At 66.7% G+C, this 14,626-nt stretch carries 16 protein-coding genes and 1 tRNA gene; 10 read left to right on the top strand and 7 right to left on the bottom strand.

Features of this window, described 5'->3' with window-relative positions; all coding sequences use genetic code 11:
* Positions 1–408: 408 nt before the first annotated feature.
* Both J2852_RS03045 and J2852_RS03040 read right to left on the bottom strand, forming a co-directional pair.
* Positions 409–1,095, bottom strand: a complete 687-nt coding sequence (locus tag J2852_RS03045; protein WP_209870786.1) for an RraA family protein — start codon at positions 1,093–1,095, stop codon at positions 409–411.
* A 523-nt stretch (positions 1,096–1,618) separates the two neighbouring features.
* Positions 1,619–1,693, bottom strand: a tRNA-Gly gene (locus J2852_RS03040).
* Positions 1,694–1,857: 164 nt separating this feature from the next.
* On the opposite strand from J2852_RS03040, the gene J2852_RS03035 reads away from it, so the two are divergent.
* The 6 genes from J2852_RS03035 to J2852_RS03010 all read left to right on the top strand — a co-directional run bounded on the left by J2852_RS03035 (position 1,858) and on the right by J2852_RS03010 (position 5,423).
* Positions 1,858–2,409 (top strand): prolyl-tRNA synthetase associated domain-containing protein, encoded by a 552-nt coding sequence (locus tag J2852_RS03035; protein ID WP_209870784.1) that lies wholly within the window; start codon positions 1,858–1,860, stop codon positions 2,407–2,409.
* Positions 2,410–2,483: 74 nt separating this feature from the next.
* Entirely contained in the window at positions 2,484–3,455 is a 972-nt protein-coding gene (locus J2852_RS03030; RefSeq protein ID WP_209870781.1) for a thioredoxin family protein, read from the top strand.
* 49 nt (positions 3,456–3,504) lie between these two features.
* Entirely contained in the window at positions 3,505–4,176 is a 672-nt protein-coding gene (locus tag J2852_RS03025) for an LON peptidase substrate-binding domain-containing protein (protein WP_209870778.1), read from the top strand.
* A gap of 29 nt (positions 4,177–4,205) precedes the next feature.
* A complete protein-coding gene (locus J2852_RS03020) occupies positions 4,206–4,457 on the top strand; it encodes a Trm112 family protein (protein WP_209870776.1) in 252 nt (83 codons plus the stop codon).
* Positions 4,457–4,861: a gamma-butyrobetaine hydroxylase family protein gene (locus J2852_RS03015; protein WP_209870773.1), complete on the top strand. Its 405-nt coding sequence runs from the start codon at positions 4,457–4,459 to the stop codon at positions 4,859–4,861. The genes J2852_RS03020 and J2852_RS03015 overlap by 1 nt, the downstream gene beginning before the upstream one ends.
* 310 nt (positions 4,862–5,171) lie before the next feature.
* Positions 5,172–5,423 carry a hypothetical protein gene (locus J2852_RS03010; protein WP_209870771.1) on the top strand — a complete coding sequence of 84 codons (252 nt, stop codon included), beginning with the start codon at positions 5,172–5,174 and terminating at the stop codon, positions 5,421–5,423.
* A gap of 151 nt (positions 5,424–5,574) precedes the next feature.
* Here the strand turns inward: J2852_RS03010 and J2852_RS03005 are convergent, their stop codons facing one another.
* Positions 5,575–5,919, bottom strand: a complete 345-nt coding sequence (locus tag J2852_RS03005; RefSeq protein WP_209870769.1) for a cupin domain-containing protein — start codon at positions 5,917–5,919, stop codon at positions 5,575–5,577.
* 10 nt (positions 5,920–5,929) lie between these two features.
* Positions 5,930–6,613 carry an HAD family hydrolase gene (locus J2852_RS03000; protein ID WP_209870766.1) on the bottom strand — a complete coding sequence of 228 codons (684 nt, stop codon included), beginning with the start codon at positions 6,611–6,613 and terminating at the stop codon, positions 5,930–5,932.
* Positions 6,614–6,748: 135 nt separating this feature from the next.
* Here J2852_RS03000 and J2852_RS02995 point away from each other — a divergent pair, with 135 nt between their 5' ends.
* Together J2852_RS02995 and J2852_RS02990 are read left to right on the top strand one after the other, a co-directional pair.
* Complete coding sequence (locus J2852_RS02995; protein WP_209870762.1) at positions 6,749–7,912, top strand: pyridoxal phosphate-dependent aminotransferase; 1,164 nt, start codon at positions 6,749–6,751, stop codon at positions 7,910–7,912.
* Positions 7,913–8,257: 345 nt separating this feature from the next.
* Positions 8,258–8,473: a DUF1127 domain-containing protein gene (locus J2852_RS02990; protein WP_209870759.1), complete on the top strand. Its 216-nt coding sequence runs from the start codon at positions 8,258–8,260 to the stop codon at positions 8,471–8,473.
* A gap of 123 nt (positions 8,474–8,596) precedes the next feature.
* Here the strand turns inward: J2852_RS02990 and J2852_RS02985 are convergent, their stop codons facing one another.
* On the bottom strand, positions 8,597–9,733 hold the full coding sequence (locus J2852_RS02985) for a type III PLP-dependent enzyme (protein ID WP_209870756.1): 1,137 nt from the start codon (positions 9,731–9,733) through the stop codon (positions 8,597–8,599).
* 433 nt (positions 9,734–10,166) lie between these two features.
* Between J2852_RS02985 and J2852_RS02980 the strand changes: the two genes are divergently transcribed.
* The gene (locus tag J2852_RS02980; RefSeq protein ID WP_209870753.1) at positions 10,167–10,655 is read left to right on the top strand and encodes an MgtC/SapB family protein; all 489 of its coding nucleotides are present in this window, start codon (positions 10,167–10,169) and stop codon (positions 10,653–10,655) included.
* Here the strand turns inward: J2852_RS02980 and J2852_RS02975 are convergent.
* Positions 10,639–11,823, bottom strand: a complete 1,185-nt coding sequence (locus tag J2852_RS02975; RefSeq protein WP_209870750.1) for a multidrug effflux MFS transporter — start codon at positions 11,821–11,823, stop codon at positions 10,639–10,641. The two genes, J2852_RS02980 and J2852_RS02975, sit on opposite strands and share 17 nt — an antisense overlap.
* Before the next feature lie 137 nt (positions 11,824–11,960).
* Positions 11,961–12,701, bottom strand: coding sequence for a M48 family metallopeptidase (locus J2852_RS02970; protein WP_209870748.1), 741 nt, complete (start codon positions 12,699–12,701; stop codon positions 11,961–11,963).
* A gap of 196 nt (positions 12,702–12,897) precedes the next feature.
* Between J2852_RS02970 and J2852_RS02965 the strand changes: the two genes are divergently transcribed.
* Positions 12,898–14,448 (top strand): ATP-binding response regulator, encoded by a 1,551-nt coding sequence (locus J2852_RS02965; RefSeq protein WP_209870745.1) that lies wholly within the window; start codon positions 12,898–12,900, stop codon positions 14,446–14,448.
* Positions 14,449–14,626 lie beyond the last annotated feature (178 nt).

Genomic DNA, 14,626 nt, shown 5'->3' with positions numbered 1-14,626 from the left:
GACAGAAATTGGTCGTTGAGGACTTTTGTTGGATTATTGCCGAGAATTTTCGCGAAATACCGGAATGTGCGCTTGAGCATGATTGGCCATCGGCCAGATGGCGGGGTAGCAAGGGCGGGAGCCCTGCCGGTGGCTCATGCTCGCGGGAACTGATCAAAACACGTTCTGCAACTTCATCCCTATCCTTGGGGATAATAATGCATACTTGGGATGGAATATGTAATGAATTTTTCTCTCATCGATAGTGCAATAGGTTGTGCTCCCCTCGTTTTCTGAGCGTATTCTGAGCGTATAAGGATCTGTTCTTGCAGGATTTTTTGACCGGCGCGCACACAATTGTAGTCAATTCTCCACCGTGTCAAATAGACGCATGATGCAGGGCCAGTGCTCGCATCGAGGCTGTCCGTATCACGCGCGTTCCAGCTTCCGCTCCGGGGCGACGATCTCCAGTTCGCGAACGCCGCGCACCTCGACCAGGGGCTTGCCGGCCTCGATCCGCTGGGTCCATTGACATCCGCGCTCCAGCCGCTTCAGGCTGGCCTCCAGCGTCTCCTCGGCGATACCCAGCGGCACCACGACCACGCCGTCCTCGTCGCCCAGGATGATGTCCCCCGGATTGACTGGAACGTCGCCGACCGAGGCAGTCACGTCCATCCGGCCGCCGACGTTCTTGTGCGGGCCGCGCGGGACCGCGCCCTTGGCGAAGACCGGGACGCCCAGGCTGCGAATCTCGTGCAGGTCGCGGATCGCGCCGTCGACGACCAGCCCGCCCAGCGCGCGGCGCTTGCAGCAGCGCACCACCCACTCGCCGGCCAGCGCCACATCATTCCGCCCGCCACCAGCCACGACCACGACGTCGCCGGATTCGGCCAGGCTCACCGCGTGGTGGATCATGCTGTTGTCACCGGGCATCGGCATCACGGTGCGCGCCTGTCCGCAGAGGCGCAGGCCGGGAACCATCGGCATGATGCTCACGCTCATGCGCTGGCGGCGATTCATCGCGTCGGAGGCGACACCGCTGGGCACGACGCGCCATTTCTCCAGGATGTCGCTGGTCAGGCGCGGGTAATCGACGATGTAGCGTTGTATAGCCATGGAATCTTGACCTCTTGTCGTCAGGGGGGCCGTACGAAGCGGGGGCGAAGCGCGACCAGCGACACTGCGGGTCGATACGCACGACAGCGGAACCGATGACGATCAGGGATCAGTGGACGGGGGTTGCCGGACCGGGCGCGCCGTCAAGGCCGCGCGCCCTTCATCCGGAAAATTTCCCGGCATAGCCCATCCACGGAACAAGATCGTGCACGAAACACACAACCCCTGGCAGACAAGATCGTGTTTGTTTCGCATTTGAAGCATAATCGGATATGCGGCGATGCGCAATCGGGTTGCAAAACCGAAAGTTTGCACAAGCGTGTTTGTCACGGCGTTGCGCGGGTGATGGTGTGATGCGCGGTGCGTGGACAAATCTGCGGGCCACGCGCGCATTTGTCGCGCGGCGCGTGCAAGGCGGCGGATTGGAGGGGGGCAGATTGGAGAGGGATAAAATGCGAAGGGCCGGCGCCCTGTTCAGGCCCGGCCCTTTGATCTTCGCATCTGTTCTTCCTCGAAGGGAAGATGGAGCGGGCGAAGGGATTCGAACCCTCGACCCCAACCTTGGCAAGGTTGTGCTCTACCCCTGAGCTACGCCCGCGCTCCGTGTCGTCGTCCGGTCCTTATCTCGGCGTTTCGTACCGTGATCGGTGCCGTCCGGCGGCGTGCGGCGGACTATACTCATCGCCGAACGCAATGCAAGCGTCATGTTTCATTTTTTTGCGCGGCTGGACGAAATTTCCGCCGCCCTTTAAAAACGCCTGCATGGACAACGCGTCGACCCCCGAGGGCACGGCCCAGCTGCCGCTGCCGCCACCGCCGACCAGCCCGGAGCAGCTCCTGGAGCATCTCGCGGCGCTCGGCATCCAGACGGTCACCCACAGCCATCCGCCGCTGCACACGGTGGAGGAGAGCAAGGCTCTGCGCGGCGCGCTGCCCGGCGGCCACTGCAAGAACCTGTTCCTGAAGGACAAGAAGGAGCAGCACTGGCTGGTCGTGGCGCTGGAGGACGCGGCGGTCGAGCTGAACCGTTTCGACAAGGTGATCGGTTCGGCCCGCCTGTCCTTCGCCTCGGCCGACCGGCTGTGGCGGCATCTCGGCGTGCGGCCGGGTTCGGTGACGCCCTTCTCCCTCATCAACGACCGGGAGCATCGGGTGAAGGTCGTCCTGCAAAAGGCGATGCTGGAGCACGATCCGCTGAACTATCACCCGCTGCTGAACGACCGCACCACCGCCATCCGGCCGGACGATCTGTTGCGTTTCATCCGCGCCTGCGGGCACGAACCGATGATCGTGGCCTTCGGCGAGGACTCTTGATCCAGCGGGCGCTTGCTTAGCGCGCGCCTTGCGCTCATTTATCACGCAAGATCGCAAAGGGATTCGTGAAAGCCATGTTCTCAACTCCGCCCGCCAAGCCGCCCGCCGGTTCCCTCACCGGTTTCGGTGCCGCCTCCTCCGCCCCCGCCGCCGGCGACCTCATCAAGGACAGCAGCGACCGCGCCTTCATGGCCGACGTGATCGAGGCGTCGCGCGATGTCCCGGTCATCGTCGATTTCTGGGCGCCCTGGTGCGGCCCCTGCAAGCAGCTGGGCCCGATCCTGGAAAAGGCGGTGCTGGCGGCCAAGGGCAAGGTGAAGCTGGTCAAGATCGACACCGACAAGGACCCGATGATCGCCGGCCAGCTGCGGGTGCAGTCGATTCCGGCGGTCTACGCCTTCTTCCAGGGGCGCCCGGTGGACGGCTTCATGGGCGCCCTGCCGGAGTCGCAGGTGAAGTCCTTCATTGAGAAGCTGGTGAAGCTGGCCGGCGCGGCCGGCGGCGGTGCCGGCGACATCCTTGAGGAAGTGCTGACCCAGGCCAAGGAGGCGCTGGAGGCCGGCGACATCCAGACCGCCTCGGAGATCTACGGCGAGGTGCTGGCCGCCGATCCGGAAAACGTCAACCCGGTGGCCTACGCCGGGCTGGTCCGCTGCCTGATCGCCGCCAACGACGTCGAGCGCGCCAAGCAGATGCTCGCCCAGGCGCCGGAATCGATTGCCAAGGACAAGGAGCTGGCGGCCGTCCGCAGCGCGCTGGAGGTGGCCGAGCAGGCCGCCAACGCCGGCCCGATTCCGGAGCTGATGGAGAAGGTCGCCCAGAACAAGGACGACCATCAGGCCCGTCTCGACCTCGCGCTGGCGCTGTTCGCCGCCGGCAAGCGGGAAGCGGCGGTGGACGAGCTGCTGGAGAGCGTGCGCCGCGACCGCGAGTGGAACGATCAGGCCGCCCGCAAGCAGCTGGTCAAGTTCTTCGAGGCGTTCGGCCCGACCGATCCGCTGACGGTGCAGACGCGCCGCCGGCTGTCCTCGATTCTCTTCAGCTAGGGCGGGGCGGAGTCTGTTCGCGGTGGCGGGCGGCTCTATATTCGTCGGCATGAGCCGGAACCCGTTCGACCCGTCGCTTGACCGCCTGCCGCGGACGCTGCCGATCTTCCCGCTTGCGGGGGTTCTGCTGCTGCCGCGCGGGCGGTTGCCGCTCAACATCTTCGAACCGCGCTATCTGGCGATGGTGGAGGATGCCATGGCCGGCGACCGCATGATCGGCATGGTCCAGCCGACCGACCCCGCCAGCCGCGAGCGCGAGCCGTCGGTTTACGAGACCGGCTGCGCCGGGCGGATCACCACCTTCGCCGAGACCGAGGACGGCCGCTACCTGATCACCCTCACGGGTCTGTGCCGCTTCACCATCCTGCGCGAGGTGGACGGGGTGCACGGCTACCGCCGCGTCGCGCCGGCCTGGGAGCGTTTCGCCGACGACCTGAAGACGGAGCCCCGCGGCGAGTTGGACCGTCCGCGCCTGCTGGCCGGGCTGATGTCCTACTTCAAGGTGCAGGGCATCTCCGTGGACTGGAAGGCCATCGAGTGCACGCCCGACGAACGGCTCGTCACCTCGCTCGCCATGATCTGTCCGTTCGAACCCAGCGAGAAGCAAGCCTTGCTGGAGGCGCCCGACCTTTCGGAGCGCGCGAAGCTCTTGATCGCCTTGATCGAGATGGCCATTCTCGACGGGCGTGAGGGCGACGGCGCAGCCGTGCCGCGTCACTGAATTTTGACTTTCACCACGAGGCCCGTTCCATGAGCGCCCACCCCGCCGACGACACGCCGACCGAAGGCAAATCCCCTGAAGGCAAGACGGCGGCCCGTGTCGATCCGAAGCTTCTGGAAATCCTCGTCTGCCCGCTGACCAAGGGTCCGCTGCGCTACGACGCGGAACGCGGCGAGCTGATCAGCGAGCGCGCCGGTCTCGCCTACCCGATCCGCGACGGCATCCCGATCATGCTGATCGACGAGGCCCGCCGGACCGACGACAAGCCCGGAGCCGCCTGATGACCGAAGAGCGTTTCTCCACCGATGCGTTCGGCACGAAGCACTGGCCGGTGGAGATCCGCCTGAAGAAGGAGGACAAGCGGCTGGAGATCGACTTCGACGACGGCCGCCGCTTCTCCTACCCGGCCGAATTCCTGCGCGTCCACAGCCCCTCCGCCGAGGTTCAGGGCCATGGCCCCGGCCAGAAGCAGACCGTTTCCGGCCGCGCCCACGTTGGCATCATGAGCCTGGAGCCGATCGGCAACTACGCCATCCGCATCGTCTTCGACGACCTGCACGACAGCGGCATCTACTCCTGGAAGCTGCTGTACGAGCTTGGCGAGGACCAGGACGAACTGTGGGCGGAATACCTCGCCGAACTGGAGGCCAAGGGCCTCAGCCGCGAACCCAAGGGTCGGCGGTAGCTTCGCGATCCCTCATGCCCCAGGGGGTTCGCAAGGCTGGGGTTCTTCAACATTTCCGTCATCCCCGCGCAGGCGGGGATCCAGGGCAACTCGAGAACTCCTCGGAATGCCTTGGATTCCCGCTTTCGCGGGAATGACGAGGAGACGTTGTTTTTTGACCCTTGCCTCGGAGGGTGGGAGAGGGACCTTCCCCCTGCGCCACCCTGCCGCACCGGTATCGCCGCACTCCTCCCAAGTTGTTCTTGCGCATTCTCATAAAATTTTATACAAAAGAGAGACGAATTGACGATGCCTCCGAGGGGAGGGGGACATGGCTTCGACAGACTGGATCGATGAACGGCTCGACCGTCGCCAGCGCGATGCAAGAGCCCGGATGGCCGCTCGGAAACTGTCGAAAATCCGCAAACAGCGCGTTTGGGCGCGCGACATCGCCCGCGTGATGCTGGTGGCCTCCATCCTGGTGCTTGGGGTGTTGGCCGTCGAAATCAGCCGCAAAGCGGTCGTCGTCCTGAACCACGCCGATGCCGGTCCGATCTCCTCCGCAACGACCGTGCTTGACTAAGTCCGTGGACTAAGTCGCCCCTTCTATCCAAGTCGCCGCCCCCATCGCGGCCCCTCTTCCGTCCGGCGCGGACGGGTTCCTCCTTTGGCCAGGCTCCGAATCGCGGCCGGCCGGTGGAAGAGGGGACGCGATGGGGGCGGTCTCCTTTTGGTTATGGCAGAACCACCACGTACCGCTTGGTCGTCGTCTCCACGACTTCCCAGGTCCCTTCAAAGCCCGGTTCCAGCGTGAAGCGGTCGCCGGGGCGGACGGTCCAGGACCGGCCGTCGGCGTGGGTGATGGTGCTGACGCCCTCCAGAATCTCGCAGTATTCCCACTCGTCATAGATGACCCGCCAGGCGCCGGGCGTGGACCGCCACACCCCGGCGAAGCGTTTGCCGTCCGGCGATTCGTACTCGTTCCAGGTGGTGAAGACCGGCGCGCCCGACAGCGCGCGGTCGGGGGCGGGGCCGCCGGTGTCCGGTTCGGCGGCGTCGTTCAGCAGTGTGAAGCTCATCGGTTCCCCCTCACCACGCCGCCAGCAGCGGCGGCAGTTCGCGCACCGTGTCGATGCGGCGGTAGTTCTCCGTCGGCGGCTCGGCCTCCTCGTGCGCCCAGGTCAGGTGATAGGGCACATGCACCGCGTGGCCGCCGATGGCCAGCGCCGGCAGGATATCCGACCGCACCGAATTGCCCACCATGACGAAGCGCGCCGGGTCCACCCCATGGCGATCCAGCACGCGGCGGTAGGTATCCGGATCCTTCTCGCTGACGATCTCCACCGCCGCGAAGCGTTCGGCGAGGCCGGAGCGCGCGACCTTGCTTTCCTGGTCGAACAGGTCGCCCTTGGTGATCAGCAGCAGCCGGTAGCGGGAGGACAGCGCCTCGACCACCTCCGCCACGCCGTCCAGCAGGTCCACCGGGTGCTCCAGCATGGCCTTGCCGAAGTCGATCAGGCTCTGGATGTCGCGGCCGGCCACGCGCCCGTCGGTCAGGTCCACCGCCGTTTCGATCATCGACAGGACGAAGCCCTTGATGCCGTAGCCGTAGAAGCGGAGGTTCGCCCGCTCCGCCTCCAGCAGGCGCTTGTCCAACGCGGCCGGATCGACGCTGTGGGAGAGCATCGCGCGGAACCGTTCCTGCGTCATCGAGAACAGCGACTCGTTGTGCCAGAGCGTGTCGTCGCCGTCGAAGGCGATGGTGTCGATCATGGGACCGCTTCCAAATGTGTCGTGCCGTCCACAGGTATGACGCCGCCGCCGGGGTGTCTAGCGACGGCGCATCTCCCCGACTCATCGGGGATCGCATAGACTGCCCGCACAACAAAAAAACCGAGAGGGTGGGACATGCTTCCCGAGTACGACATCCGGCCCGGCATCCAGGCCCTTCCGGCCAGCGCCATCGTGACGGTCGCCAACCACGGCCGGGGGCGGGAAGGGCTGATCCCCCTGTGGTTCGGCGAAGGCGATCTGGCGACCCCCGACTTCATCGGCGAGGCCGCCGCCCGCGCCATCCGCGACGGGCATGTCTTCTACACCTACCAGCGCGGCCTGCCGGAACTGCGCGAGGCGCTGTCCGCCTATCTGGAGCGGGTGCACGGCGTGCCGGTGCATCTCGACCGCATCACCGTCACCAGCTCCGGCATGACGGCGATCATGAACACCATGCAGATGCTGGTCGATCCCGGCGATGAGGTCGCCATCGTCAGCCCCGTCTGGCCGAACATCCTGGCTTCCGTCCGCATCCCCGGCGGCGTGCCGGTGGAGGTGCCGATGACGCTCGGCAACCAGGGCTGGACGCTGGACCTCGACACGCTGTTCGCCGCCTGCGGCCCGCGCACCAAGGCGATCTTCGTCAACTCCCCCGGCAACCCGACCGGCTGGGTGATGCCGAAGGAGGACATGGCCCGCGTCATGGCCTTCGCCCGCGAACGCGGCCTGTGGGTGATCTCCGACGAGGTCTACGCGCGCCTGATCTATGACGGCAGCATCGCCGCCCCGTCCTTCCTCGAAGTGTCGGAGCCGGACGACAAGCTGATCGTCGTCAACAGCTTCTCCAAGAACTGGGCGATGACCGGCTGGCGGCTGGGCTGGATCGTGGCGCCCGCGGCGCTGGGTCCGGTGCTGGAGAACCTCGTGCAGTTCTCCACCTCTGGCAGCCCGGCCTTCGTCCAGATCGCCGGCGTCGCCGCCCTGACCGAGGGCGAGCTCTGGGTGGCCGAGACGCTGGAGCGCTGCCGCAAGGCCCGCGACCTCGTCTGCGGCGCGCTCGCCAAACTGCCGCGCGTGCGCGTCCAGCCTGCCCCCGGCGCCTTCTACGCCTTCTTCCAGGTGGAAGGGGAGACGGACAGCGTGGCTCTCGCCAAACGCATCATCGACGAGGCGGCGGTCGGCCTCGCGCCCGGCGCCGCCTTCGGCCAGGGCGGGGAGGGAGCGCTCCGCCTCTGCTTCGCCAGCCGCCTCGACAAGCTGGAAGAGGCGATGGGCCGCCTGACCCGCGTCCTGGGATAAGGGAAGGTTTTCTGCCCCAACATTGCGGAAGGACTGAAGTAAGATGCGAAGAGGCCGCTCCCTTTTGAAAACATTCGACGCGGGTGGCTTCTTCGTGTTTTCCTTTCCAAACGCGGTCCGGCCGGCGGAAAACATGCGCGGGGCAAACAATGCGGCCCCAAACCGGCAACAAACCTTGCAACGGTGATATTCCTAGGGCAGGTATCGAGAATCCGCACGACCGGCATGCCCACACGGCGTTGGTGGAATTACGGAAAGTCGGGTAATAATCTTTCCTATCGAACGAGGGCGCGGTCGTCGGTCCCGACAGACCCCTTCACCAACATCACGATGGGATTTACCACCATGTCAATGGCTCTGCAGACGGGCGCTGGCCGCACCTCGTGGGCCGCTTCGGTGGCGCATGTGCTGGACACCACTCTGGACACGATCGCGCTGTGGCGGCAACGGGCTCTCACCCGCCGGGAACTCTCCCGCCTGGACGACCGGATGCTCCAGGATATCGGCATCACCCACTACGACGTGGAATGCGAAGTCACGAAGCCGTTCTGGAAGGCCTGATGCCTTCCCGGCCGTCCGAGGACGCAAAAAGGGCCGCCCCTGTGTAAGGGAGCGGCCCTTTTCATGTCCGGGACATAGCTACCGAAGAGCCCTTCTCCCCTGTGGGAGAAGGGCTCTTCGGTATCAGATGCAGTACGACTGGAGCGGCGCGAAGCCGTTGAAGCAGACGGCCGAGTAGGTCGTCGTGTAAGCACCCGTGGCGTGGATACGCACGCGGTCGCCCGCCTTCAGGTCCAGCGGCAGCTTGTACTCGGCGCGCTCGTACAGAACGTCCGCGCTGTCGCAGGTCGGGCCGGCCAGCACGACGGCTTCGTTTTCCGCGTCCTCGGCCTCGCCCAGCACCTCAATCGGGTACTGGATGGCCTCGTCCATGGTCTCGGCCAGGCCGCTGAACTTGCCGATGTCCAGATAAACCCAGCGCTTCACGTCGTTGGCCGACTTGCGGGAGACGAGGACGACCTCGCTCTCGATGATGCCGGCGTTGCCGACCATGCTGCGGCCCGGCTCCACGATGGCTTCCGGCAGGCGGTTGCCGAAGTGGGTGCGCAGCGACTCGAAGATCGCCTCGCCGTAGGCGGTGGTCTCCGGCACGTCGGTGCGGTAGCGGGTCGGGAAGCCGCCGCCCAGGTTGATCATGCCGAGATCGACGCCCAGCACCTCAAGCTCGCGGAACAGCTGCGCCACCTGGAAGATGGCCTGGTCCCACTGCGTCAGGTCCTTCTGCTGCGAGCCGACGTGGAACGACACGCCGTAGGGCTCGACCGTCATGCCCTTGGCCTTCAGCAGCAGCTCGCGCGCCATGGCGAGGTCGCAGCCGAACTTGCGCGACAGCGGCCACTCGGCGCCCTCGCCGGAGGTCAGGATGCGGCAGAAGACGCGGGCGCCGGGAGCGGCGCGGGCGATCTTCTCAAGCTCCGCCTCGCTGTCGAAGGCGAACAGGCGCACGCCCAGCTCGTAGGCGCGGCGGATGTCCGCTTCCTTCTTGATGGTGTTGCCGTAGGAGATGCGCTCCGGCGCGCAGCCGGCGGCCAGGACCATCTCGATCTCCGGCACGCTGGCGGTGTCGAAGGCGGAGCCCAGGCGGGTCAGCAGGCCCAGGATCTCCGGCGCCGGGTTGGCCTTCACGGCGTAGAAGATCTTCGCGTCCGGGAGGGCATCCTCCAGGTCGTGATAGTTGCGCTCGACCACGTCCAGATCGACGACGAGGCAAGGGGTCTGCGGGCGCCGCTCTTCGAAGAAGCGCGCAATCTTATCGGTCATCTCAGTCTCCCGGACGCAAGATGAGTGGAACGGACGAATTGTGAAAAGTCGGGGTACGGAGCGGCCGCGCGCGACTGACCAAAAACAAAGGTCAGGCGTTCAGGCCGCCCATACTGGACTGCCGTTCGACCTGCGCGTTTTTCGCGGAGACTGTGTGAACGGAGAAATTTCGAAGACGGGTGAGCCGGCGCCCACCCACAACAACATGAACCATCGTAACCTCCAAGACGCCGCCTTGCTTAAGGGACGGTCGGGGATCACGCGTTACGTCGTTGCATAACCACATCTCGAATAGACGAGGGCGGGCCAGCGGCACGTGCGCTTGCGAGTTCGCGTTACATAGATCCAAAGGCCGGGCGTTTAAAGCGAAAAATGCGCTCTGCCGCAAAAAAGTCGTAACCCTTGGCAAAATGCTAAAAACCGGAGGAATATCATGGACTTGGCGACCGCGATCCCGGTTGGTGAGATGGCTATCCGCTTGGCGGCCGCCGCCATTTGCGGCGCGGCGCTGGGCCTGGACCGGGAGATGCGCGGCAAGGCCGCCGGCCTGCGCACCCACACGCTGGTCGCCATCAGCTCGGCGGTGACCACGCTGGTCGCCCTGGAACTCTATTGGGAGCTTGCCGGCGGCGAGCAGTCCGGCGACATGGACCCGACCCGCGTCATCCAGGGCGTGGCGCAGGCCATCGGCTTCATCAGCGCGGGCGTCATGATCCGCGCCGGCGCCGACGTACGCGGGGCGACCACGGCGGCGGTCATCTGGATGGCGGGCGCGCTCGGCATCGCCTGCGGGGCAGGCTTCTACGCGCTGGCCGGGATGGCGCTGGCGCTGTGCCTGATCGTCACCATCGTCTTCACCGCCGTCATGCGCTGGCTGCCCGACACGGCTGCTCCCGACACCGCCGCTAAGGACGAGGAGTGACCAGCGCCCGGTGCGCCACGACGGCACCCAGCGCCACCAGTCCGATAGCCCCCATCATCGGCAGCGGCGTGCCGCTGGGCAGGTGCCCGACCAGAATGCCGATCAGCGCCGCGATGGACATCTGCGCGAAGCCGACCAGGGAGGAGGCGAGGCCCGCCATCATCGGGTACGGCCCGACCGCGCCGGCCATGGCGTTGGGCAGAGTCAGTCCCGCCCCGACCATAAAGACGAAGACCGGCGCCACCACCGCCGCCAGCTGCGTCCGGTCGGCAATCGCCAAACCCACGCCAAGCAGCCCGCCAACCAGCGACACGGCGGTGCCCAGGCGGATCATCTTCGGCCCGCCCAGCCTGTGGCTCAAACGCCCGGCCAGGAAGGACCCCACCGCATAGCCCAGCACCACCACGCCGAAGCTCGCCCCATACTGCGCGGGCGTCAGATGCAGCCGGCCGATCAGCACGAAGGCGGAGCCGGAAATGAAGGCGAAGATGCCGCTGTAGGCGAAGGCCACCACCAGCATGTGCCCGATGAAAGTCCGGTCGCGCAGCAGCATCAGATAGTTGGCGACCAGCCGGTCGGGGCGCAGCGCGTCCTCGTCCCGGTGCGCGTTGGTCTCACCCATCCAGGCCCAGGTGGCGGCCAGGATCACCACGGCGAATCCGGCCAGCAGCACGAAGTTGCCGCGCCAGCCGAACAGCTCCGTGATGACGCCGCCCAGCACCGGCCCGACCGCCGGGGCGAGCGTCATCGCCATCGCCATGTAGGCGAGCACCGTGGCCGCCCGGTCGCGCCCGAACACGTCGCGCACCACCGCCCGCGCCACCACCGGCCCGCAGCAGGCGCCCAGCGCCTGGAAGAAGCGGGCGACAATCAGCCCGCCGATGTCGTTCGTCAGGGCGCAGGCGACGCTCGCTGCCAGATAGATGACGATGCCGCCCAGCAACGCCGGCCGCCGCCCGAACCGGTCGGACACCGGGCCGTAGACCAGCTGCGACACCGCGAAGCCGACGAGGAAGACCGACAGCGTCAGCTGCACGGTGGCGATGTCCGTCCCGAACACCGTCACCAGCGTTGGCAGGGAGGGCAGGTACAGGTCGGTGGACAGCGGCCCGAACGCGACGAGCGCGGTCAGCAGCACGCGGATGGTCAGGGAATCAGGGCGGGGCATGATCGCAGTGGAAATGCGGCGGGGCCCGATGCATAGCACCGCGCCACCCCGCCGAACATGGCCTTTGTTGCAGGCGAAACGATCACCGCCGCCGGGCGTGAGATCCGTTTGCCGCCCGCCGCCGTACATCCTTCATGTTATCCGTAACGCAGCAACCGGGCCCCGTTCGTCTTCAGCCAGGCGCGTGGCGCCGTCACATCGGCGGTCAACTGCGCGCACAGCGCCCAGAAGCGCGGGGAGTGGTTCATCTCCCGCAGGTGGGCCACCTCATGCCCGACGACGTAATCCAGCACCGGCTCCGGCGTCAGGATCAGCCGCCAGGAAAAGGACAGGCGGCTGGTGGCTGAACAGCTTCCCCAGCGGCTGCGCGTGTCGCGCACGGTCACGGCGGCCACCCGCGCGCCGATCAGGGCGGCCTTGGCGCGGGCGCGCTCCGCCAGTTCCCGCTTCGCCTCGGCCATCAGGAAATCGCGCACGCGGCGGGCGACATGCTCCGGCTGGCCGCCGACCAGGATGACGCCGTTCTCCCGTTTGGTCCCGCCGCGCAGTTCCGGCGCGTGGCGGATTACATGGTCGATCCCCAGGAAGGGCACCACCGCCCCGTCGGTGAAGGGCAATTGCGGCGGCAACGCCGCCAGCCGCGCGCGGACCCAGCCGTCGTGCCGGCCGACGAAGCGCAGCGCCTCCGCCTCCGCCACGCCGACGGGGATCACCACCTGGATCAGCCCTCGCCCCGCATCGACGCGTAGCGTCATCCGCCGCGCGCGGGCGCTTTCCCGCAACTCCAGCGGCACGGGCAGGCCGGCCACCGCCAGAGCGCGCGGGGCCTTGGGCCGGGCTTTCACGGACGGGCTGTTGGCTTTGCGGCGAAAGAACATGCCATCTTATAGACCGCCATCCGCTCGGGAGCCAGCGGCCGGGCATTCCTTGACATTCGAACGAAATTTGTCTCAGCCGAAATCTGCATGTGACATTTGACTCGAATAGCACAGTCACAACATAAATCAGAGGTAACCCGAGGAGACCGGTGAAGTCGTGGCCGAGTATACCTTAAACACACTGCCCGAAAGTCATATGACGGAACGGGCCGTCTGGCTCGACGCCTTGGTTTCGGCCAACGGCGCGCCCCACGCTTTGCTTTCTCCGGACGGGCGGCTGCTCGTCGTCAACAGGGCTTTCGCCGCCGCCCACGGTTGCCTTCCCGATGCGGTCGAGGGCAAGGCGCTGGCCGACCTCGGCATTCCCGCCGCCTTGGTGCCGCAGTTGGAAGCCCAGCTTCGCCGAGTCGCCGCCACCGGCACCCCCGTCACCATTCCCGGCCTGCTGCCCGGCGCCGAGGCGACGCTGACGCCCGTGCGCGACGCCGACGGCGCCGTGACCTCCATCGCCGCCATCGGCGGCATGATTGCCATCGCCGCCATCGGCGATGCGGACGCGGCCCTGCTGGCCGCCCGCGAGGAGGCCGAGCGCGCCCGCGCCGAAACGGAAAAGGCGCGCAGCGCGCAAGGGCGCTTCCTGTCCGCCGCCAGCCACGACCTGCGCCAGCCCTTCCAGGCGATGCACCTGTTCCATCACCTGCTGATGGGCCGCTTGGCCGACCCCGCCTCGCGCGAGCTGGGCGACAAGCTGGAACAGGCAATCACCGCCGGCGAGACCCTGCTGCGCGCGCTGCTGGAGGTCTCCGCGCTGGAGGCCGGGCTGGTCAAGCCGCAGGCGCAGACCTTCCCCGTGGACGATTCGCTGGGCCGCCTGCTTCAGGAATTCGCCCCTCAGGCGGAGGCCAAGGGCCTGCGCTTCAACGCCCGCCCGGCCGATGTGGAGGTGACCACCGACCCGGTGCTGCTGGAACGGCTGCTGCGCCCGCTCCTGTCCAACGCGATCCGCTACACGGAAAAGGGCGGCGTCCTGCTGGCCGCCCGGCGCCGGGGCGACGCGCTGCGCATCGAGGTGTGGGACACCGGCATCGGCATCGCCGAGACGGACCTTCAGGTCATCTTCGAGGACTTCAAGCAGCTCGGCAATCCCAGCCGCGACCGAAAGCAGGGGCTGGGCCTCGGTCTCGGCATCGCGCGGCGTCTAGCCGAGGTGCTGGGGCTGCCGGTCACGGTGCGGTCAAAGCCCGGCAAGGGCTCGGTCTTCGCGGTGGACGTGCCGCTGGCCGATGCCGAGCGCGGCGGCGACGACCGCGAGGACGAGCCGGAGGCGACCGATTCCACCTCCGGCGCCAACTCCGACAAGGGCACGGTTCTGGTCATCGAGGACGATGCCATTCAGTTGGAAGGCATCAACCTGCTGCTGCGCGACTGGGGCTACGACGTGATCCCCACCCGCAACCTCGCCGAGGCCTACGCCAGCCTGGCGGCGGCCCCGGCCGCCCCGGACCTCGTGCTGTCCGATCTCGGTCTCAACGGGCCCGAGACGGGCATCGAGGCGATCAAGGCCGTGCGCGCCCGCTGCGGCCGTGTGGTTCCCGGCGTGATCGTCACCGGTGACACCGATCCCGACCGCCTGCGCAGCATCGACCGCTCCGGCTTCGGCATCGTCCACAAGCCCTACGATCCCGTAGCGTTGAAGTCCCTGCTCGCCCGCACCCTGTCCGGCGCCGGAGTCTCCTGCCGGGTCTGACTTTCCTGCCGGGCCTTACTCTCCCGCCAGCCTGAGCGGCTTTTCGGACGGCGCATGTCCGATTAAACTGCTCAGGTACATAATACTACTGTGTCATAAATCTGATCCCATATAGGGTCTATGACACAGGCGAGTTTGGATAGGCAGGACGCGGCGGAGCGTCGGTTTGAGGAGTATC

This window comes from Azospirillum soli (genome assembly GCF_017876165.1).
In the GTDB taxonomy this organism is placed as follows: domain Bacteria; phylum Pseudomonadota; class Alphaproteobacteria; order Azospirillales; family Azospirillaceae; genus Azospirillum; species Azospirillum soli.
This window is presented reverse-complemented; position numbering and strand designations above follow the sequence as displayed.

Excerpts from the sequence above, each read along its gene's own strand:
- J2852_RS02985 (WP_209870756.1), bottom strand. The coding sequence starts at position 9,733 with ATGACCGATAAGATTGCGCGCTTCTTCGAAGAGCGGCGCCCGCAGACC.
- J2852_RS03005 (WP_209870769.1), bottom strand. The coding sequence starts at position 5,919 with ATGAGCTTCACACTGCTGAACGACGCCGCCGAACCGGACACCGGCGGC.
- J2852_RS03045 (WP_209870786.1), bottom strand. The coding sequence starts at position 1,095 with ATGGCTATACAACGCTACATCGTCGATTACCCGCGCCTGACCAGCGAC.
- J2852_RS03025 (WP_209870778.1), top strand. The coding sequence starts at position 3,505 with ATGAGCCGGAACCCGTTCGACCCGTCGCTTGACCGCCTGCCGCGGACG.
- J2852_RS02980 (WP_209870753.1), top strand. The coding sequence starts at position 10,167 with ATGGACTTGGCGACCGCGATCCCGGTTGGTGAGATGGCTATCCGCTTG.
- J2852_RS02970 (WP_209870748.1), bottom strand. The coding sequence starts at position 12,701 with ATGTTCTTTCGCCGCAAAGCCAACAGCCCGTCCGTGAAAGCCCGGCCC.
- J2852_RS02995 (WP_209870762.1), top strand. The coding sequence starts at position 6,749 with ATGCTTCCCGAGTACGACATCCGGCCCGGCATCCAGGCCCTTCCGGCC.
- J2852_RS02975 (WP_209870750.1), bottom strand. The coding sequence starts at position 11,823 with ATGCCCCGCCCTGATTCCCTGACCATCCGCGTGCTGCTGACCGCGCTC.
- J2852_RS03000 (WP_209870766.1), bottom strand. The coding sequence starts at position 6,613 with ATGATCGACACCATCGCCTTCGACGGCGACGACACGCTCTGGCACAAC.
- J2852_RS03020 (WP_209870776.1), top strand. The coding sequence starts at position 4,206 with ATGAGCGCCCACCCCGCCGACGACACGCCGACCGAAGGCAAATCCCCT.
- J2852_RS02965 (WP_209870745.1), top strand. The coding sequence starts at position 12,898 with ATGACGGAACGGGCCGTCTGGCTCGACGCCTTGGTTTCGGCCAACGGC.
- J2852_RS03015 (WP_209870773.1), top strand. The coding sequence starts at position 4,457 with ATGACCGAAGAGCGTTTCTCCACCGATGCGTTCGGCACGAAGCACTGG.
- J2852_RS03030 (WP_209870781.1), top strand. The coding sequence starts at position 2,484 with ATGTTCTCAACTCCGCCCGCCAAGCCGCCCGCCGGTTCCCTCACCGGT.
- J2852_RS03010 (WP_209870771.1), top strand. The coding sequence starts at position 5,172 with ATGGCTTCGACAGACTGGATCGATGAACGGCTCGACCGTCGCCAGCGC.
- J2852_RS03035 (WP_209870784.1), top strand. The coding sequence starts at position 1,858 with ATGGACAACGCGTCGACCCCCGAGGGCACGGCCCAGCTGCCGCTGCCG.
- J2852_RS02990 (WP_209870759.1), top strand. The coding sequence starts at position 8,258 with ATGTCAATGGCTCTGCAGACGGGCGCTGGCCGCACCTCGTGGGCCGCT.